The sequence below is a fragment of the Leminorella richardii genome (assembly GCF_900478135.1).
GTDB classification, from domain to species: domain Bacteria; phylum Pseudomonadota; class Gammaproteobacteria; order Enterobacterales; family Enterobacteriaceae; genus Leminorella; species Leminorella richardii.
In genome coordinates, this window is the sequence record NZ_LS483470.1 from 2,908,902 (window position 1) to 2,927,636 (window position 18,735).

Annotated in this window: 17 protein-coding genes and 1 riboswitch; of the genes, 6 read left to right on the forward strand and 11 right to left on the reverse strand. The window is 53.9% G+C overall.

The window, feature by feature from the left end; translation table 11 throughout:
* Positions 1 to 93 precede the first annotated feature (93 nt).
* The 7 genes from parC to nudF all read right to left on the reverse strand — a co-directional run bounded on the left by parC (position 94) and on the right by nudF (position 7,724).
* Positions 94 to 2,370 carry a DNA topoisomerase IV subunit A gene (parC, locus tag DQM29_RS13370; protein WP_111741146.1) on the reverse strand — a complete coding sequence of 759 codons (2,277 nt, stop codon included), beginning with the start codon at positions 2,368 to 2,370 and terminating at the stop codon, positions 94 to 96.
* 57 nt (positions 2,371 to 2,427) lie between these two features.
* Positions 2,428 to 4,317: a DNA topoisomerase IV subunit B gene (parE, locus tag DQM29_RS13375; RefSeq protein ID WP_111741147.1), complete on the reverse strand. Its 1,890-nt coding sequence runs from the start codon at positions 4,315 to 4,317 to the stop codon at positions 2,428 to 2,430.
* A gap of 188 nt (positions 4,318 to 4,505) precedes the next feature.
* A complete protein-coding gene (gene yqiA / locus DQM29_RS13380; protein ID WP_111741148.1) occupies positions 4,506 to 5,087 on the reverse strand; it encodes an esterase YqiA in 582 nt (193 codons plus the stop codon).
* On the reverse strand, positions 5,087 to 5,914 hold the full coding sequence (cpdA, locus tag DQM29_RS13385; protein WP_111741149.1) for a 3',5'-cyclic-AMP phosphodiesterase: 828 nt from the start codon (positions 5,912 to 5,914) through the stop codon (positions 5,087 to 5,089). The genes yqiA and cpdA overlap by 1 nt, the downstream gene beginning before the upstream one ends.
* Positions 5,915 to 5,996: 82 nt before the next feature.
* Positions 5,997 to 6,422, reverse strand: coding sequence for a DUF1249 family protein (locus DQM29_RS13390; RefSeq protein ID WP_111741150.1), 426 nt, complete (start codon positions 6,420 to 6,422; stop codon positions 5,997 to 5,999).
* Positions 6,423 to 6,652: 230 nt separating this feature from the next.
* Positions 6,653 to 6,991: a hypothetical protein gene (locus DQM29_RS13395; protein WP_111741151.1), complete on the reverse strand. Its 339-nt coding sequence runs from the start codon at positions 6,989 to 6,991 to the stop codon at positions 6,653 to 6,655.
* A 97-nt stretch (positions 6,992 to 7,088) separates the two neighbouring features.
* Positions 7,089 to 7,724 carry an ADP-ribose diphosphatase gene (gene nudF, locus DQM29_RS13400; protein ID WP_111741152.1) on the reverse strand — a complete coding sequence of 212 codons (636 nt, stop codon included), beginning with the start codon at positions 7,722 to 7,724 and terminating at the stop codon, positions 7,089 to 7,091.
* A 225-nt stretch (positions 7,725 to 7,949) separates the two neighbouring features.
* Here nudF and tolC point away from each other — a divergent pair, with 225 nt between their 5' ends.
* The 3 genes from tolC to DQM29_RS13415 all read left to right on the forward strand — a co-directional run bounded on the left by tolC (position 7,950) and on the right by DQM29_RS13415 (position 11,463).
* On the forward strand, positions 7,950 to 9,302 hold the full coding sequence (tolC, locus tag DQM29_RS13405) for an outer membrane channel protein TolC (protein ID WP_111741153.1): 1,353 nt from the start codon (positions 7,950 to 7,952) through the stop codon (positions 9,300 to 9,302).
* A gap of 329 nt (positions 9,303 to 9,631) precedes the next feature.
* Positions 9,632 to 10,294 (forward strand): DUF1190 family protein, encoded by a 663-nt coding sequence (locus DQM29_RS13410; RefSeq protein WP_111741154.1) that lies wholly within the window; start codon positions 9,632 to 9,634, stop codon positions 10,292 to 10,294.
* A gap of 8 nt (positions 10,295 to 10,302) precedes the next feature.
* Positions 10,303 to 11,463 (forward strand): glutathionylspermidine synthase family protein, encoded by a 1,161-nt coding sequence (locus DQM29_RS13415; RefSeq protein WP_111741155.1) that lies wholly within the window; start codon positions 10,303 to 10,305, stop codon positions 11,461 to 11,463.
* 51 nt (positions 11,464 to 11,514) lie between these two features.
* On the opposite strand, the gene ygiD is transcribed toward DQM29_RS13415, so the two are convergent.
* On the reverse strand, positions 11,515 to 12,303 hold the full coding sequence (gene ygiD, locus DQM29_RS13420) for a 4,5-DOPA-extradiol-dioxygenase (protein ID WP_111741156.1): 789 nt from the start codon (positions 12,301 to 12,303) through the stop codon (positions 11,515 to 11,517).
* A 323-nt stretch (positions 12,304 to 12,626) separates the two neighbouring features.
* Between ygiD and zupT the strand changes: the two genes are divergently transcribed.
* A complete protein-coding gene (gene zupT, locus DQM29_RS13425) occupies positions 12,627 to 13,391 on the forward strand; it encodes a zinc transporter ZupT (RefSeq protein ID WP_111741157.1) in 765 nt (254 codons plus the stop codon).
* Positions 13,392 to 13,478: 87 nt separating this feature from the next.
* Here the strand turns inward: zupT and ribB are convergent, their stop codons facing one another.
* Complete coding sequence (ribB, locus tag DQM29_RS13430; protein WP_111741158.1) at positions 13,479 to 14,132, reverse strand: 3,4-dihydroxy-2-butanone-4-phosphate synthase; 654 nt, start codon at positions 14,130 to 14,132, stop codon at positions 13,479 to 13,481.
* 107 nt (positions 14,133 to 14,239) lie between these two features.
* Positions 14,240 to 14,403: riboswitch (FMN riboswitch) on the reverse strand.
* Positions 14,404 to 14,594: 191 nt separating this feature from the next.
* Here ribB and ubiK point away from each other — a divergent pair.
* On the forward strand, positions 14,595 to 14,846 hold the full coding sequence (ubiK, locus tag DQM29_RS13435) for a ubiquinone biosynthesis accessory factor UbiK (protein ID WP_111741159.1): 252 nt from the start codon (positions 14,595 to 14,597) through the stop codon (positions 14,844 to 14,846).
* 43 nt (positions 14,847 to 14,889) lie between these two features.
* Here ubiK and yjeH read toward each other — a convergent pair whose 3' ends face one another.
* The gene (yjeH, locus tag DQM29_RS13440) at positions 14,890 to 16,131 is read right to left on the reverse strand and encodes an L-methionine/branched-chain amino acid transporter (protein WP_111741160.1); all 1,242 of its coding nucleotides are present in this window, start codon (positions 16,129 to 16,131) and stop codon (positions 14,890 to 14,892) included.
* 14 nt (positions 16,132 to 16,145) lie between these two features.
* Entirely contained in the window at positions 16,146 to 17,573 is a 1,428-nt protein-coding gene (hldE, locus tag DQM29_RS13445) for a bifunctional D-glycero-beta-D-manno-heptose-7-phosphate kinase/D-glycero-beta-D-manno-heptose 1-phosphate adenylyltransferase HldE (protein WP_111741161.1), read from the reverse strand.
* Between the two features lie 219 nt (positions 17,574 to 17,792).
* Between hldE and DQM29_RS13450 the strand changes: the two genes are divergently transcribed.
* Positions 17,793 to 18,731, forward strand: coding sequence for a Kdo(2)-lipid IV(A) acyltransferase (locus DQM29_RS13450; RefSeq protein ID WP_111741162.1), 939 nt, complete (start codon positions 17,793 to 17,795; stop codon positions 18,729 to 18,731).
* The last annotated feature ends 4 nt before the right edge of the window (positions 18,732 to 18,735 follow it).

The window sequence follows — 18,735 nt, forward strand, 5'->3', positions numbered from 1 at the left end:
ATTTTACGCTAATCCGCACGCTGCGATGAGGCCTATTATAAAAAACAGGCCGTTTCCTCATCAAGAAACGGCCCGCTGTTTTTCTCACCGACGTTACGGTGCTGGAGTGGCTTCCACCGATGGCGGAACCGGCGTATCAACGTCAATACTGTCAATTCGCTGTAGGCCGCGCGGCAGAAGCGTCCCTTTACGGCCGCGTTCAGCGCGGAACTTCTGCAAGTCTTCCGGGCGTAGCAGCAGCTTGCGCTTACCGACGTGTAGCGTCACTGAAGAAGACGGTGACAAAATCATCAGATAGGCAATGCGGTCTTCACCACTGGCAGCCTGCGCCGCAGGGATCGAGACGATCTTATTGCCTTTGCCTTTAGACAGCTGCGGCAGATCTCCTACCGGGAACAGCAGCATTCTGCCCGCCGCCGTAATGGACAGCAGCAGATCGTCGTCGCCGTTGACTTCCATCGGCTCCAGCACTTTGGCGTTGTCCGGTAAGGTAATCATCGCTTTGCCGTTGCGGTTGCGCGCGACAAGATCTTCAAAGGTACAGATAAAGCCGTAGCCCGCGTCGGACGCCATCAGGATTTTCCTGTCGTCAGCGGCCATCAGCACGCGATCAATGCCCGCGCCCGGCGGCAGCTGTAGCTTACCGGTCAACGGCTCGCCCTGACTGCGCGCCGACGGCAGCGTCAGCGGATCGAGGGCGTAGCTGCGCCCCGTGGAGTCAAGGAACACCACTGGCTGGTTGCTTTTACCTCGCGCAGCTGCCTTAAAGGCGTCACCGGCGCGGTAGCTCAGGCCTGAAGGCTCGATGTCATGGCCTTTGGCGCAGCGCACCCAGCCCATATCAGACAGCACGACGGTCACAGGCTCAGACGGTACGAACTCGTGCTCGCTCATCGCTTTTGCTTCTGCTCGCGCGACGATGGGCGAACGGCGATCGTCGCCGTAGGCTTGAGCATCGGCTAGGATCTCTTTCTTAATCAGCGTGCCCATCTTGCGGTCGGAGGCCAGCAGCGCCTGAAGGCTGTCGCGCTCTTTCGCCAGCTCGTCCTGCTCGCCGCGGATCTTCATCTCTTCAAGCTTGGCCAAGTGGCGCAGCTTCAGCTCGAGGATCGCTTCGGCCTGCGTGTCAGTAATGCCGAAACGCTGCATCAGGGCGGGTTTGGGTTCATCTTCGGTACGGATGATTTCGATAACTTCATCGATATTCAGGAAAGCCACCAGCAGGCCTTCAAGAATATGCAGACGCTTCAACACGCGCTCTAAGCGGTACTGCAAGCGACGAGTCACCGTGTCGCGACGAAATACCAGCCACTCTTTCAGGATTTCAATCAGCCCTTTCACCGCTGGGCGACCGTCCAGCCCCAGCATGTTCAGGTTAATGCGGTAGCTTTTTTCCAGATCGGTGGTGGCAAACAGGTGGTTCATCACCTGCTCCAAATCGACACGGTTAGAGCGAGGCACCAGTACCAGACGCGTCGGGTTCTCGTGGTCGGATTCGTCGCGCAGGTCGTCAATCATCGGCAGCTTTTTCGCCCGCATCTGACTGGCAATTTGCTCCATCACGCGCGCGCCGGAGGTCTGATGCGGCAGTGCGGTAATCACGATTTCGCCGTCTTCTTTCTTCCATACCGCGCGCATGCGCACCGAGCCTTTACCTGTCTGGTAAATGCGCTTGATTTCGTCAGACGGTGTAATAATTTCCGCTTCAGTCGGATAGTCAGGCCCTTTGACTTCACCCATCACCTCGTCAAGAGTGGCATTTGGGTTATCCAGCAGCATGACCGCGGCATTAGCCACTTCGCGCACGTTGTGAGGCGGAATGTCGGTCGCCATCCCCACGGCAATACCAGTGGTACCGTTCAGCAAAATATTCGGCAGGCGGGCGGGCAGCGTTTTCGGCTCAAGGAGTGTGCCGTCAAAGTTTGGCGTGAAGTCAACGGTTCCCTGCCCCAGCTCGCTGAGCAAAATCTCCGCGTACTTGGACAGACGAGATTCAGTGTAACGCATAGCCGCAAAGGACTTGGGATCGTCCGGCGCACCCCAGTTACCCTGACCGTCCACCAGCGGATAGCGGTAAGAGAACGGCTGCGCCATCAGCACCATGGCTTCATAACAGGCGCTGTCGCCGTGCGGATGGTATTTACCCAGCACGTCACCCACGGTGCGCGCTGATTTCTTAAACTTCGCCTGAGCGTTAAGGCCCAGTTCGGACATGGCGTAAACGATGCGGCGCTGTACCGGCTTCAGGCCGTCACCGATAAACGGCAGCGCCCGATCCATAATGACGTACATCGAATAGTTAAGGTACGCATTCTCGGTAAACTGATGAAGCGGCTGCTGTTCTACGCCGTCGTGAGTAATATCACTCATAGTATGACTTTTCCTTGCTCGCCAAAGCGGCCCATATGGCTAACTTTCGCGTTCAAATTAAACCTCGATCTCCACCAGATCGCCCTTCTCCTGCAGCCAGTTGCGGCGATCTTCCGAGCGCTTTTTGGCCAGCAGCATGTCCATCAGCGCCATGGTGGCGTCGCTGTCTTCCAGCGTTAACTGCACCAGACGGCGAGTATTTGGATCCATGGTGGTTTCGCGCAGTTGAAGTGGGTTCATTTCGCCCAGCCCCTTAAAGCGCTGCACATTGGGCTTACCCTTTTTACGCTTGAGCTGCTCCAGAATGCCGGCCTTTTCTTCTTCGTCTAGCGCATAGTAAACCTCTTTGCCGAGGTCAATGCGGTAGAGCGGCGGCATGGCGACGTAAACGTGCCCCTCTTCCACCATTTTGCGGAAGTGGCGTACAAACAGTGCGCAGATAAGGGTTGCAATATGCAGACCGTCGGAGTCCGCATCCGCCAGGATACACACTTTGCCGTAGCGCAGCTGGCTGAGGTCATCGCTGTCGGGGTCAATACCGATGGCAACGGAAATATCGTGGATTTCCTGTGAGGCCAATACCTCGTCGGAAGAAACTTCCCAGGTATTCAGGATCTTACCCTTGAGCGGCATGATCGCCTGAAACTCGCGGCTGCGCGCCTGCTTGGCAGAACCGCCCGCCGAGTCACCCTCGACCAGAAATAGCTCGGTGACACTCAAGTCTTGCGACGAGCAGTCTGCCAGCTTGCCGGGCAGTGCCGGCCCGCTGACCAGCTTCTTGCGCACCACTTTTCTGGCGGCGCGCATGCGCTGCTGGGCGCTGGAAATCGCCAGCTCCGCCAGTTGCTCGGCGGCCTGTACGTTCTGGTTCAGCCACAGGCTGAAAGCGTCTTTAATAATGCCGGAAACGAACGCGGCGCTCTGGCGAGAAGAGAGGCGCTCTTTGGTTTGCCCAGCAAACTGCGGATCCTGCATCTTCAGCGACAGCACGTAGGCGCAGCGGTCCCAGATGTCTTCCGCGCTCAGCTTCACGCCGCGCGGCAGCAGGTTGCGAAACTCGCAGAACTCGCGCATGGCGTCCAGCAGCCCCTGGCGCAGGCCGTTAACGTGAGTACCGCCCTGCGTCGTTGGGATCAGGTTGACGTAGCTTTCGTTCAGGGTTTCACCCCCTTCCGGCAGCCACAGCAGCGCCCAGTCGATAGCTTCAACATCACCGGAGAACGCACCGACAAACGGCGCTTCCGGCAGGGTCACCAGCCCGTTGACTGCTTCCATCAGGTAGTCAATCAGGCCGTCCTGATAGCACCAGCGCTGTTCGGTCTGATTGACCTTGTCGACAAAAACGATTTCTACGCCGGGGCAAAGCACCGCTTTGGCTTTCAGCACGTGTACTAGGCGAGAGACTGAGAAGCGCGGATTGTCAAAGAAGCTAGCGTCAGGCCAAAAGTGCACGCTAGTGCCAGTGTTGCGACGCCCGCAGGTACCGATCACTGTTAAATCCTGCACCTTATCGCCGTTTTCAAAGGCGATGCTGTATACCTGCGCATCGCGGCGCACGGTGACTTCAACGCGCTTTGACAGGGCGTTAACGACGGAAATGCCCACGCCGTGTAGGCCACCCGAAAACTGATAGTTTTTGTTAGAAAACTTTCCCCCAGCGTGCAGGCGACACATAATAAGTTCAATCGCCGTCACGCCCTCTTCGGGGTGAATATCGACCGGCATCCCGCGGCCGTCGTCAATCACTTCCAGTGACTGATCTTCGTGCAGGATAACCTCTATTTTGCTCGCGTGACCGGCCAGCGCTTCATCCACGCTGTTGTCGATAACCTCTTGCCCAAGATGGTTAGGGCGGTCAGTTTCTGTGTACATGCCGGGTCGACGACGTACTGGTTCTAGTCCGCTGAGCACCTCAATGGAGTCAGCGTTATAACTGGATTGGCTCATGATTTGGCTTTCTGGAATCTAAATTCATTCCTCACCTTTCGCACTGCAGAGTACCTGTAAAGTAGCCGCAGTGGGGAAAGCGAGAAGTATTGGATCTAAAAAACGATCGCGGCGCGCTTATCCCTTTCAGTATAGATAAGCGGCACACACCGGTGAGTTTTCCCTGATTGACCGGCCGAAGGTGACTATTAAGCCGCACTAAGCCCCAAGAAATCAACAATCGCAGGAAAATAGTGTTCAAAACCGACAAAGCTATGGTTCCCTCCAGACTCCACGGTTTGGCGACAGTGTGTGTAATAGGTCACAGCCTGGCTGTAGTCAAGCACTTCATCGCCGGTTTGCTGCAATAGCCACAGCAGATCTGGCGCTTCCAGCGGCTCAATCTGCATCACTTTAAGATCGTAAACGTGGCGAGACTCTATCACATATTGCTGGCCGGTGTAGGGATTCTCGTTGCTGCCGATGTATTCCTGTATCCACTCAAAGGGTTTCACCGCCGGGTTAACCACCACCGCAGGGATCATAAAGCACTGAGAGAGCCAGGTCGCATAGTAGCCACCCAAAGAGGAACCGACGATGCCCAGCGGCTCTCCTACCCTATCTAATACAATCTCCTCCAGCACAGCGGCGGCGTCTGACGGGAAAGGAGGAATAACGGGCGTCAACATCTCGATATGAGGGTGATGCTCAGCCAGCCACTGCTTAAAACTCGTCGCCTTGGCCGACTGGGGGGAACTATTGAAGCCGTGTATATAAAGCAGCGTCGTCATCAATAACCGTCCGAGTCCATATCAGGGAGGAATGCATCACTTTGCAAACGGCAGACTGTGGTTTCAACCGTGCCGTCCGCGTAAAGGTCAAGATAGCGCCAGCCCGGCGCAAGGTTATCTATAGTAAAGTTAGTACAGTGAGGCTTAAACTGCACGCAGGTTGAGGGCGTCGCCAGAACGCGGCGACCATTCCAATCCAAAGAAAGATCCTGATGAATGTGACCACACAGCAGCGTTTTTGCCTGTGGATGCCTATCGAGCACCTCAGACAGCATGTGCGCATTGCGCAGGCTGTGCTGATCGAGCCAAGTACATCCAGAAGGTAAAGGATGATGGTGCAGCAAAATCAGCGCGTGACGAGAGGCGTACTGAGTCAGCGAGCGATCGAGCCAGTTGAGCTGATAGTCGCTAAGCTCACCGTGAGGAACGCCCAGCACTTGGCTGTCTAATAAGATAACAAGCCAGTCTTCACCCAACAGCGCCAGCTTAGACGGTAAAAGCCCCGCCAGCTCCATGGCATCAACCATCGCAGGCTGGAAATCGTGGTTCCCCGGCAGCCATATGCACGGCGCAGGAAGTCTTGAAATTCCGGCAGTAAAGCGTTGATAAGCGGCAAAGCTGCGATCCTGCGCGAGGTCACCGGTTGCGACGATCAAATCATAGTCGCACTCCCGCCCGGTAATCTCATCGAGGACAGCGTGAAAGCTTTGCAGCGTATTCACGCCTAAAAGCGTTTCATCCGCGCCGGAAAACAGGTGGGTATCAGTAATCTGTAATACTCTCACTTTGGACCCACTCGCCAAAGGGAGTTGAAAAAGGCTTTCCAAGAGGTTTCCTTCAGAAATATTTACACCCTCAGAGCGTCAATCATCTTGAAGCACAGTGGGTATAGGTGAGTAAACTCCTGCTCTATGTGTTTAGCAAACGGCAACGGGCAGCGCTTAGACAAAAACGCAGCCAGTCCGCCAAAAATTGATTAATTTGGTGTTTTTCATCGCGCTGGTGCAAATTTTTATTGGGATAATCATAACTTGCTTTAAAGCGAAAGATCTGTTGACTGGAACACACTTCTGCAACGAGCGCATCGTGATAAAGCCGAACGTTTAAACTCGGCATACTCCAGTAGCTGACCTTTGGCTGAACCTGCTTAATGGTAACCAGCGAAGTGTAACGCGTGGATTCCAGCGTCTCAATGCTGTAGACGGTATTATCAACCTGTAGCTCAACGCGACTGCCTATTTTTTCATCACGAGGAATCAAACGCCGCAACTGCGCGTAGTTAACCTCGGTCAGGCGCATCATGGAAAGAAAATCTGGGGTATATCGCTTCTTCATATGGCTCAGGCAGGACGTCAGACGCTCCTCATTATCTTGATTAACGTTGACAGGGCACTCTACTCAGCATTAACCAAACACATTCACTCAATAAGCTGTCATTATGAAGGAAACGCCAGTGAGAAATAAAGAAACGGCGAGAGAAAAAACCGTCTTAATGAAAAATGTCGGGCATCAATAGCCCGACAAAATATCCACGAAAACATAAGGGGAAATTGAAAAAGCGCTATTTAAGCGTGTGCGTAGTTCACTTCACAATAAAAGCCTTTCATATCGCTACCGCCGGAAATAAGCCGGTAGCTAATAATGCGGTCGTTCGCTCTGCGTGAGTAAAAGGTAAAATAGGCGTACTGCATGACGCTGACAAAGGTCATAAAGTGCTCTTTGATTTCGTGCAGTTCGGAACCCTTTAGTGAAACCTCGACCACATACTTATTGTCAATGACTTCATAGCTAAACTCCGACACTGCGTCGTCCTGATGAAAAAAATCATAGATAGAGGCGTCAATCCAAGGGTCAGTAATCAGCTCGATGCTGCTAACGATATTTTCAATAATTCGGTTTGTCATCGCGCACCTCCGGTCATCATTGATTTTATATTAGCAGCCTTTAGCGGTTTTACAGGCGGCGCCGACAAAATTATCCGGCCTCGCTAATAAAGCGCTATCAAGCAGTTAGCCACTCTTTTTGCAGCTTAAGGTAGTTAAGCTGTAGCCACTGAATGGCGATCACGGTTGCCGCGTTGTCAATAACGCCCTCCTCCACCCACTGATAGGCCTGACTGCGGCTTACCACATGAACCTTGATGTCCTCATTTTCCTCCGCCAGCCCGTGAATACCCTTCGCCTTCGACGCGTCCACCTCCCCTGCAATAATGGAAAGCCGCTCGGAAGTGCCGCCGGGGCTCGCCAAATAGCTCAGAACAGGCTGACAGCGCCCGACTTCAATGCCCGCTTCCTCCAGCGCCTCACGGCGCACCACCTGTTCGACGTCTTCGCCCGGCTCTATCATTCCGGCGATGGCTTCCAACAGCCACGGTGTTTCACTGGTTTCCATCGCGGCAATGCGGATTTGCTCAATCAAGACCACCTCATCTCGGCGAGCATCGTAAGCCAGCAGAACGCCGGCGTGGCCTCGCTCAAAAATTTCACGCGTCACCTCTTCGCTCATAGAGCCATCAAAGCGGCGGTGGCGAAAACGGTATTCCACTAGCGAAAAGAAGCCGCGATAAAGCGGTTTCTGTGCAATAATTTCTACGTCGCGGTTATTCAGCGTTACGGGTGTTTTTTTATATAGCGTCATCAAGCTTCTCTTTGCTGAGTTAAATTTCACAACCGACGCTATTTGATGGCCTACCTGCGGCAACTTCAACAGGTAAATGCAAAAAACGCGTAATTTTTCTGTAAATAATACCGTTATGGCACATAAAGCTACCTTTATTATCACGAATACTCTGGTAGAATTTGCGTCTATATTTATGTCACAGTCAGACAACACAACACGAATGCTGTACAACAAGGATCGCCCATGAAAAAACTGCTTCCTTTGATTATTGGCCTTAGCCTAGGAGGCTTCAGTGCACTGGGGCACGCTGACGATCTCATGCAGGTCTACCAGCAGGCTAAAAGCAACAACCCCGATTTGCGCAAAGTAGAATCCAATCGCGATGCAGCATACGAAAAAATCAGTGAATCCCGCGGAGCCCTGCTGCCTCAGCTAGGCCTTAACGCCGGATATAACATCAACCGCGGCTATCGCGACAACAGCGGTAACAAAACCGACGTTACCAGCGGGACGCTGCAGTTAAGCCAGACCATTTTTGATATGTCTCTCTGGCGCCAGCTGAACATCACTGAGAAAGAAGCCGGCGTTCAGGACGTATCCTATCAGGCTCAGCAGCAAACGCTGATTTTAGATACTGCTACCGCTTACTTTAACGTGCTGCGCGGTTTGGACATTCTGTTAACTACTGAAGCGCAAAAAGACGCTCTGTACCGTCAATTAGATCAGGCGCGCCAACGCTTTAATGTCGGCCTTGTCGCTATTACTGACGTCCAGAACGCTCAGGCGCAATATGACCAAACGCTGGCCGATGAAGTTGCTGCCCGCAATAATCTAGAAAACTATCTGGAAGTGCTGCGTCAAATTTCCGGCATGTTCTATCCTGAGCTGAGCGCACTGGATACCCAACGCTTTAGCACCAAACGCCCAAATGACGTCAACAGCCTGCTGAAAGAGGCAGAAAGCCGCAACCTTAACCTGTTGACTGCGCGTCTGGCACAGGACGTTGCCCGCGAGCAAATTCGCCTACAGCAAACGGGTCACATGCCAACAGTGTCGTTAACGGCCTCTACTGGCGTCTCAAATAACGACTACCGCGGTTCAAGAACCGTGGGCACTAACGACAGCATCAACGGCAACACTACTGCGGGTATTACTCTGAGCTTCCCGCTGTTTAGCGGCGGCCAAACCAGTTCTCGCGTCAAGCAGGCGCAGTACAGCTACGTTGGCGCCAGCGAAGCGCTGGAAAGCGCCCACCGTTCAATGATTCAGATCGTGCGCTCGTCCTACAATAACGTGTCCGCTTCTATCAGCTCGGTCAACGCCTATAAGCAAACGGTCGTTTCAGCCGAAAGCTCTCTGGAAGCCACTCAGGCCGGTTATGACGTAGGCACTCGCACCATCGTTGACGTGCTGAACGCTACCACCACGCTGTATAACGCGAAGCAGCAGTTGGCTAACGCGCGCTATGACTATCTGATTAACCAGCTCAACATCAAATACGCGCTGGGTACGCTCAACGAAAACGATCTGGCAACGCTCAACCGCACTCTGGGCAAGCCAACGACGACGATCCCAACGATTAAAACACACAATTAATCGTTCGTTTCATAACGATAGAAATCCCTGCTTTTTGCGGGGATTTTTTTATCTTTTTTCTAAAGCGAGAATTTACGCACACTTTGTCTTTTTCACTGCGGGAAAAACGGTAAAAAAGGACATCTTTGCTTTAAATCGTCGGCTATTTCGCCTATTCTACGGGGGCTTAATTAAAGGGAATTTTCCTGCCTTGTCTGTGGTTCCCGACTGCTAAAACGGCATATTTGGCGCATTGTCTTTAGGCTCATCGCCTTGAGCACATTATAAAGCCGTGCCGGGACCAAGAAATGCAGTCATCAAACTTCGCATTTACTACTAGGACTGAAATCATGAAGCGCACCAAACACATTAACCGTGACTCTTTTCGTAAAGCATCCCCAATCTATCGCGTTGCGCCCGTTGCGCTAGCGGTAAGTGCCGTATTTATGCTGTCAGGCTGTGAGCAGGCTGACGAAAGCGTTTCTCTGTTTAAAAATGCGGAAGAGTGCCAGCAAGTTAACCCGTCTATGGCGGAACAGTGCACCACCGCCTACAACGCAGCACAGGCTGAAGCAGTGAAAACAGCGCCTAAGTATGCTTCCAGAGCAGACTGCGTAGCGGAATTTGGCGAATCTCAGTGTGTAGAAACGCCGGCACAGGCGGGCATGTCCTCCAGCCAGTCTTCTCACAGCACCTGGATGCCTCTGATGGCAGGCTACATGATGGGTCGCATGATGAGCGGCAGCTACGCTCAGTCACCGCTGTTTACCTCCAATTCACCAAACAGCCCGGCTCGCGGCAAGTTTGTTGACGCCAGCGGCAAGAGCTTTGGTAACGCCACCACTGGCAGAACCATGAAAGTAGACAAAAGCGCTCTGGCGCCTAAGCCTGCTACCACGACTACTGTAACCCGCGGCGGCTTTGGTGAAAGCGTAGCCAAGCAGAACGCAGCGGCTCGCAGCAGCGCCAGCAGCAGCTCCCGTTCAGGCGGCAGCCGCTCTTACGGCGGTTAAGGGCCAGCATGATTCGTCAATCAATCAGCGAGCGCCCAAACTGGCGCGAAGTAGCCACCGAGTTTGGCTTTAATTTTCACACCATGTACGGCGAACCGTACTGGTGTGAAGACGCCTACTATCAGTTTACGCTGGCGCAGGTAGAAGAGCTGGAAAACGCAACCGCCGAGATACACGAGATGTGCCTTCAGGTGGTCGAGAAAGTGGTCGACAGCGAAGAGCTGTTAACCCGTTTCAGCATTCCAAAGCACTGCTGGGAATTCGTGCGAAGCTCTTGGAAAACCCAGCAGCCGTCGCTCTACTCCCGTCTCGATCTGGCCTATGACGGAAAGAGCCCGGCCAAACTGTTGGAAAACAATGCCGACACGCCGACGTCTCTGTACGAAACCGCTTTCTTTCAGTGGATGTGGCTGGAAGATCAAATCGCTGCGGGCAAACTGCCCCAGGGTGCTGACCAGTTCAACAGCCTGCAGGACAAACTGATAGAGCGCTTCGCGGAGCTGAAATCCCGCCACGGCTTTAACCTGCTGCATTTTGCCTGCTGTGAAGATACCGAAGAAGATCGCGGCACCGTCCAGTACCTTCAGGACTGCGCTAACGAAGCCGGACTGCCTAACGAGTTTCTTTATATTGAAGAGATTGGCCTTGGCGAAAAGGGGCAGTTTACCGACACCCAAGATCAGGTTATCGGTAACCTGTTTAAGCTGTACCCGTGGGAATTCATGTTTAGAGAAATGTTTTCAACCAAGCTGACTGACGCCGGTGTGCGCTGGCTGGAGCCTGCATGGAAGAGCATTATCTCTAACAAGGCTCTGCTGCCGATGCTGTGGAAAATGTTCCCTAACCATCCTAACCTGCTGCCTTCCTACTTCAGCGATGAGCCGCATCCTGAGCTTTCCCACTACGTGGTTAAGCCGCTGTTTTCTCGCGAAGGCGCAAACATTCGCATCGTAGAAAACGGCAAAGACGTTTGCAGCGTGGATGGCCCGTACGGTGAAGAAGGCTTTATCATTCAGCAGTTCCATCAGCTACCGCGCTTTAACGACAGCTACATGCTGATCGGCAGCTGGCTGGTTAATGATGAACCCTGCGGGATGGGGATCAGAGAAGACCGCAGCCTGATCACTCAGGATCTTTCTCGCTACTACCCGCATATTATTTTGGACTAGTCCAAAAAGAAAAGCCTCAATACGCCCTGAACTCTCAGGGCGTATTTGTTTTTAGGCCTCGCCAATCTGCACTGACAGCATGCTAATCGACGCCATATCGATACCATCCAGCGGTACACTTGTTGTCTCACCTTCTCGACGTGAACCCAGCACGTACAGCAGCGGCAAGAAGTGATCCGGCGTCGGGTTTGACATGGCGGCATCCGGATGCTGCATAAAGTTGACCAAAGGATGAGGCTCGCCCTTTTCCATCAGCTGGCTGCGAACAAAGTCGTTAAACCGCACCGCCCAGTCATAGGGCTCGCTTTCCCCCTGCCACTTTACCGCTCTCAGGTTGTGCACTACGTTGCCGCTGGCGACAATCATTACCCCTTCGCGCCGCAGCTCGGCCAGCTTTTGGCCCCGCTGATAGTGATAAAGAGGAGGCTGTGTACCATCAACGCTCAGCTGCACAACGGGAATATCAGCATCGGGATACATTTTGATCAGTACGCCCCACGCGCCGTGGTCCAGACCCCATTCGCTTTTGTCCATCGTCACCGGCGTAGGAGACAGCAGTTGAGCGACCCTCTCTGCCAGCGCGGGCGAACCAGAGGCCGGATACTGAGTATCAAACAGTGCCTGAGGGAATCCGCCAAAGTCATGGATAGTCTTTGGTTTCTCCATGGCGGTTACCGCCGTGCCGCGGGTATACCAGTGGGCAGAAATCGCCAGTATGGCCTTAGGCCTGGGCAAATGTTCACCCAGTTGACGCCAGGCCAGAGTATACTCATTATCTTCCAGAACGTTCATCGGGCTGCCGTGTCCCAGAAACAGAGCCGGCATAAAATTAGTGTTCATTGCGTCACCTCTGTCAGCGTTTACATCGTTCTTAACAATCCGTAAAGGCGCGTTCCCAATCAGCTTTTTGGTTGCACTGCGGGAGATAATCGACTTTACTCAGTAGGGTAAAGCGAACTCGTTCGATATGTGTTCGCCTGATGAGGCCATTATTATCCTATGCCGCTTATTTTGATAGACGATAACTACGACACATTCAGTCAAAAAAATTGAACAACAATGCTATACAGCGCCTATTAAATAAATCGATCTCAACATGTTTGTTTTTTTCTCCCGCTCTGCTAGATTATTGAATGATAATTATTATCATTTAAGGATGTGATATGTCAGTTCCGTTGATACTTACCCTACTTGCCGGAGGCTCAACCTTTATCGGCGCCTTTTTGGGGATCGTCGGCCAAAAGCCGTCTAACCGCCTGCTGGCCTTTGCGCTTGGCTTTGCCGCCGGGATCATGTTGCTCATTTCGCTAATGGAAATGCTGCCCGCTTCTCTGGGAACGCCGGGGATGTCGCCAGTGCTTGGCTACAGCATGTTTATCTTTGGCCTATTAGGGTACTTTTTGCTGGATCGACTGCTGCCGCATCAGCACGCACACGATCTGATGCCCGGGCAAAAGCCATCCCGCAGCCTGAAGCGCACCGCTATCCTGCTTACGCTGGGCATCAGTCTGCATAACTTCCCTGAAGGGATCGCCACCTTTGTCACCGCCAGCACCAACTGGGAGCTGGGACTCGGTATCGCTATGGCAGTCGCTATTCACAATATTCCCGAAGGATTGGCTGTTGCTGGCCCTGTCTATGCGGCAACCGGTTCAAAATCCACTGCGCTGCTGTGGGCTGGGCTGTCCGGCGTAGCGGAAATCGTCGGTGGCCTGTTCGCTTTCTTTCTGCTTGGGCCTAACGTTTCGCCAGTCATTATGGCGTCGGTGATGTCTGCCGTTGCGGGCATTATGGTGGCACTGTCTGTAGATGAACTGATGCCTTTGGCCAAAGAAATCGACCCTAACAACAATCCCAGCTACGGCATCCTGTGCGGTATGTCAGTAATGGGCATCAGCCTGATGCTGCTGCAGATGTGGACGGTGTAGTGACAGGCGCAGCTAAGTGATATGAAGCTACGCCAGAAAATAAAAAAGCCGCTTTGCGGCTTTTTTCATCATGCCCGTTAAGACTGACTAGCTGGCCTTTTTCGCGTTCTGCGCAATGTACTCAACCAGATCTTCAATCGTGACTACCGGCATGTCGTGCTGCTTGGCGAATTCAACCACCTGCGGTGCGTTAGCCATGCTGCCGTCGTCATTGGTTAGCTCACAGAGCACGCCTGCAGGCTTAAAGCCAGCCAGCGTCACCAGATCGATAGTCGCTTCAGTATGTCCGCGACGCGTCAGTACACCACCCGTACGGGCACACAGCGGGAACATGTGACCCGGGCTGTGCAGGCTGGCAGCCGTTGCGCCGTCAGCAATGGCAGCCTTGATAGTGGTTACACGGTCTTTCGCGGAAACGCCTGTAGAAACGCCTTCGGCAGCTTCGATGCTGATCGTGAACGCAGTCTGATAGCGGCTAGAGTTAGCGGGTACCATCATCGGCAGCTCTAGACGATCGCGGGTCGCTTCGTCAATACAGAGACAAACAATGCCGCTGCCGTGGCGAATGGTCAGCGCCATTTGCTCAACGGTCATGGTTTCGGCGGCAAAAATCATGTCGCCTTCGTTTTCACGACTCTCATCATCAAGCACCATCACGCCGCGACCTTGACGCAGCGCAGCCAGCGCGGATTCAACGCGCTCAACAGGAGTACCAAATTCTGATAGTAGGGTCTGATTCATGGTAAAAAATAACCTCTTTTAAATTGTGGATTACCAGAATCAGGGCAGCTTAGGAAGTCGGCGTATAGCCGAAATAACGAGAGGCAAGCGAACGCTTGACCCGTTATCGTTACCCTCTCCCATCCGGACTTTAACCGTCGGCCCCGGAATTACACCGGATCTGCTGACCTTAAGTTTGAATTTGTCAAACCCAAGCGCTCGCGGGCTTCCATATGGCTACGCCTTATGGTTTACCGCCGGTGGGGACTTTCACCCCGCCCTGAGAATAAGCGGCTCTACTATAACGCTAATTTCAGGCGTGAGCAACGTTTGCGAAAACGCAGACACTGGGCGTGTAAATGGGTATACTCACAGGCGGCTATTTGCGCTGACGCGCCTATCGCCGCCGTTGAACGCTCTCCGCCAAAGGGAGAAAAGAGACGCCATCAAGCAATGGCCATCAACCAATGAAAGGGTAGCCCGATGATCGATCCGCAGAAAATTGAACAGATTGCCAAACAAATTCACGAGTCTATGCCAAAGGGCATCCGCGAGCTGGGCGATGAAGTTGAAAAGAAAATCCGCCAGGGGCTACAAAACCAGTTGGCCAAGCTGGACGTGGTGAGCCGCGAAGAGTTCGACATTCAGACTCAGGTTCTGCTGAAAACCCGCGAGAAGCTGACCGCCTTAGAAAAGCGCCTCGCCGAGCTGGAAGCAAAAAGCCGCGGAGAGTAACCGGCTTTTTCAGGCGCTTAGTATCAACTAAGCGCCCTCACCTTTAGGCTTTCTTTCCCTTCGGCAGCACCAGCCAAAGCGCAGCAAACACGGCAATCGCGTAGAGAACCTTCCAGCCAATCATCACTAAAAGCAGCAGGCAAAGCACACTACCAAAGATAGACATCAGTCTGGCTCGCCCTTTCAGCAGTCGACACCCTGACAGCATACACAGTAGATAGATAAAGACAAAAATGCCGTTTGCATAGACAATCAGCGCGTCCAGCGGCAGCGCTAGCCAATAGGCTAACAGGGAAGAAATCAGACAGCAGATTAGCACCAGCGTCAGAGCATTTAGTGGAGAATGAGAGCGAGAAAGCTGCGCCAGCCAAGCCTTCGGACGATGCTCGTAGCTTTGTGACCACACTAGGCGCGCGAAGCTTTGGGTGTAAATATTCAGGCTGGCAAAGCAGGCCAGATAGCCAATAATGCAGGCGATCCACAGTCCGTTACTGCCAAACAGCTTCACCACAATGGAGGGCAGCGAAGCCGCTGCGGCCATCTCCCCACCAAAAGCGCCGAAAGCCAGCACCGCAACGGTACATCCCCAGTACACGGCTCCAGCCAACAGTAGGCCAATCAACAGCGCGCGGGGAAAGTCTCTTTCAGGGTGGCGAAACTCCGCCGCCAAATGAGCGAATGCCTCAAGCCCAACAAAGCACCAGAACATCACCGCCAGCGCGTTAAACATCGTACCGCCGGATATCGACGACACCGCAGGCCAAGGAACGGTAGTCGGAGTAATACCGCCTCGCCACCAAATAGCAATAACCATCGCGACAATCAGAACGGCAATCACCACCTGAACGTTGGCGCTGGAGCCGGCGCTGCGCATACCAAGAAGCCAGACGATCAGCAGCGTGGCAATTTGCACCATAAGTAGACCAGTGCCGTCAAAACCAAACGCCGCCTGCCAGAAGCCAGACGCTATTTGCAGCGCAGCGGGAAGCCCAACGGGAATGACCGAAAGAAAAAGCCACCCGGTTACCTTCGCCATATGGGGGCCAAACGCCAGACTGACAAAGTGCGCTGCCCCGCCGGCATTGGGGAAATGGCGCCCCAGCTCAGCGAACGCAATCGCGATAGGGAACACCAGTGCGATCAGTATCGGCCACGCCCACAGGCTGTCGCCGCCGGCAACCTGAGCCGCCAGCGCCGGTACGGCAAATACGCCAGTGCCCAAAAGTGACGTCGAGAGTAGCCCGATGCCCTGAACCAGCCCCAGTTCCTGCTTTAACTCGCTCATGCTGTGCGGTACGTTTAGCCGCGCTCCCTAATGGTTTTAATAATATTGCTGGTGGAGCAGCCGTCTTCGAAGTTCAGCACCCGAACATCGCCGCCCGCCGCCCAAACCTCTTCACTTCCGGCAATGTCCTCCGGCTTGTAGTCGCCGCCTTTCACCAGCAGGTCGGGAAGAACGTCAGCGATTAGGCGCTGCGGCGTGTCCTCTTCAAAAGAGACCACCCAGTCAACGGACTCCAGCGCCGACAGCACAATCATGCGCTGCGCCAGCGGGTTTACCGGCCGCGTTTCGCCTTTCAGACGGCGGGTAGAAGCATCGCTGTTTACCGCAACAATCAGACGATCTCCTAGCTTGCGCGCGTTAGCCAAGTAGGAAACGTGCCCAGCGTGCAGAATGTCAAAACAGCCGTTAGTCATCACCACTTTTTCACCGCGACGACGAGCGTGGGCGACAGCCTGCTTCAGTTGCGCTTCGTCCATGACGCCAAAGCCGGTATCGGCTCGGCCGCGAATAGCGTTTTCCAGCTCAATGGGGGAAACGGTCGACGTCCCCAGTTTACCGACCACGACGCCAGCCGCCGCGTTTGCCATAAAGCAGGCTTCTTCCATCGAAAGACCGGACGCCATACTGGCGGCCAGTACGCCAATCACGGTATCTCCCGCGCCCGTAACGTCATACACTTCCTGAGCCTGAGTCGGCAGATGGAACGGATCTTTACCCGGCTGCAGCAGCGTCATGCCGTTTTCTGAACGAGTAACCAGAAGCGCGCTGAACTCAAACCGCTCGATCAGCGCCATGCCGCGCACGACCAGCTCTTCTTCCGTTTTACAGTGCCCTACGACTGCCTCAAACTCGGACAGATTCGGTGTCAGCAGCGTTGCGCCTCGATAGCGCTCAAAGTCCGAGCCTTTAGGGTCAATCAGCACCGGCACGCCCGCTTTGCGCCCTAGAGCAATCAAGGACTGGACGCAGTTAAGCGCGCCTTTGGCATAGTCAGACAGCACCAAAGCACCCAACTGCGGCAGCGCCTGCTGGACGCGATCGAGCATCGGCTGCGGGTCGACGTTTTCAAAGCCTTCTTCAAAATCTAAGCGAAGCAGCTGCTGGTTGCGGGAAAGCACTCTCAGCTTGGTAATGGTTGGGCAGGATGGCACAGTCACAAAATCACAGCGCACGTTCACTTCGTCCAAACGCGTATTCAGCACTCTGGCCGCTTCGTCCATACCGGTAAGCCCGACCAGTCGGGAACCGCCCCCCAGAGAGGCAATGTTCATCGCAACGTTGGCAGCGCCACCGGGGCGATCTTCTACCGTATTGACTTTCACCACTGGCACTGGCGCTTCCGGCGATATGCGGCTAGTTGGCCCGTGCCAATAGCGATCGAGCATAACGTCGCCCACCACCATAACGCTAGCGCGGCTAAAATCGGGTAACATGACTTTCATCCCAAACTCCCAAAACGAGGACTGCGTGAATGGCGGAAGTTTATCATAACCACAGCGCGCTGCGATTCTTTCATGGTGTCTTTCACACAGGATCGCTATGCATTACCGACCCGCTAGCCCACTTGCTGCAGGATTAGCGTAGGAATTCGCTCAGTGGAAATAGGCATTAGATAAAAATATCGTTACACTAACGATATTATTTTTTAATAAAATTTCGTCATGGCAAAGAATCACGTTCATCCACACTTTACCCACGACCTCCTGCATCCACGGTATTGGACGCTGTGGCTGGGCATTGGTGCGCTGTACGCCATTACGCTATTGCCCTATCCGACCATTAACTGGCTGGGTCGAAAAGTGGGGCATCTGGCCAAGCGCCTGATGAAGCGCAGAAGAGTTATTTCCCGGCGCAATCTCGAACTTTGCTTTCCCGACGCCAGCGTTGAGCAAAGGGAGGAGTGGCTGGTCAAAAACTTCGAGTCTACCGGTATGGCGCTGTTTGAAACCGGTATGGCTTGGTTTTGGCCTAACTGGCGCATTGAGCGCTGGTGTAAAGTGCAGGGCCTTGACTACCTGCTGAACGCCGCAAAAGAAAAGCGCGGCGGCATTGTTATCGGCATCCATTTCCTTACCCTTGAGCTTGGCGCTCGGATCGTCGGCCTTTACACGCCGGGCGTCGGCGTCTATCGCCCTCACGACAATCGACTGATGGACTGGCTGCAAACCTGGGGCAGGCTGCGTTCCAACAAGTACATGCTCGACCGTCGAGACATTAAAGGCATGATCCGCTCTCTCAAGCAGGGAGAGCTGCTGTGGTATGCGCCGGATCACGACTACGGCAGGCGCAACAGCGTCTTCGCGCCGTTTTTCGCCGTTGAGAAAGCCGCTACCACTATCGGCACCAGCATTTTGGTTCGCTCCGCCAGACCACAGCTGATCCCCTTTACGCCAATGAGAAACAGAGACAACGGCGGCTACACCGTGGTTGTCAACGCACCGCTGGAAGGCTTCCCAATTGACGACGAACAGGCAGCCGCCACCTTTATGAATCGGGCGATTGAAAAACAGATCATGCTTGCGCCGGAACAGTACATGTGGCTTCACCGTCGGTTTAAAACCCGTCCAGAAGGCGAGCCGTCGCTGTATCAGTGCCGCTGAGGTA

Bases quoted from the DNA above. Each gene is read 5' to 3' on its own strand.
- ribB (WP_111741158.1), bottom strand. From the start codon at position 14,132: ATGAATCAGACCCTACTATCAGAATTTGGTACTCCTGTTGAGCGCGTT.
- DQM29_RS13410 (WP_111741154.1), top strand. From the start codon at position 9,632: ATGAAGCGCACCAAACACATTAACCGTGACTCTTTTCGTAAAGCATCC.
- tolC (WP_111741153.1), top strand. From the start codon at position 7,950: ATGAAAAAACTGCTTCCTTTGATTATTGGCCTTAGCCTAGGAGGCTTC.
- DQM29_RS13390 (WP_111741150.1), bottom strand. From the start codon at position 6,422: ATGAAGAAGCGATATACCCCAGATTTTCTTTCCATGATGCGCCTGACC.
- ygiD (WP_111741156.1), bottom strand. From the start codon at position 12,303: ATGAACACTAATTTTATGCCGGCTCTGTTTCTGGGACACGGCAGCCCG.
- yqiA (WP_111741148.1), bottom strand. From the start codon at position 5,087: ATGACGACGCTGCTTTATATACACGGCTTCAATAGTTCCCCCCAGTCG.
- parC (WP_111741146.1), bottom strand. From the start codon at position 2,370: ATGAGTGATATTACTCACGACGGCGTAGAACAGCAGCCGCTTCATCAG.
- zupT (WP_111741157.1), top strand. From the start codon at position 12,627: ATGTCAGTTCCGTTGATACTTACCCTACTTGCCGGAGGCTCAACCTTT.
- ubiK (WP_111741159.1), top strand. From the start codon at position 14,595: ATGATCGATCCGCAGAAAATTGAACAGATTGCCAAACAAATTCACGAG.
- DQM29_RS13415 (WP_111741155.1), top strand. From the start codon at position 10,303: ATGATTCGTCAATCAATCAGCGAGCGCCCAAACTGGCGCGAAGTAGCC.
- nudF (WP_111741152.1), bottom strand. From the start codon at position 7,724: ATGACGCTATATAAAAAAACACCCGTAACGCTGAATAACCGCGACGTA.
- yjeH (WP_111741160.1), bottom strand. From the start codon at position 16,131: ATGAGCGAGTTAAAGCAGGAACTGGGGCTGGTTCAGGGCATCGGGCTA.
- hldE (WP_111741161.1), bottom strand. From the start codon at position 17,573: ATGAAAGTCATGTTACCCGATTTTAGCCGCGCTAGCGTTATGGTGGTG.
- parE (WP_111741147.1), bottom strand. From the start codon at position 4,317: ATGAGCCAATCCAGTTATAACGCTGACTCCATTGAGGTGCTCAGCGGA.
- DQM29_RS13395 (WP_111741151.1), bottom strand. From the start codon at position 6,991: ATGACAAACCGAATTATTGAAAATATCGTTAGCAGCATCGAGCTGATT.
- DQM29_RS13450 (WP_111741162.1), top strand. From the start codon at position 17,793: ATGGCAAAGAATCACGTTCATCCACACTTTACCCACGACCTCCTGCAT.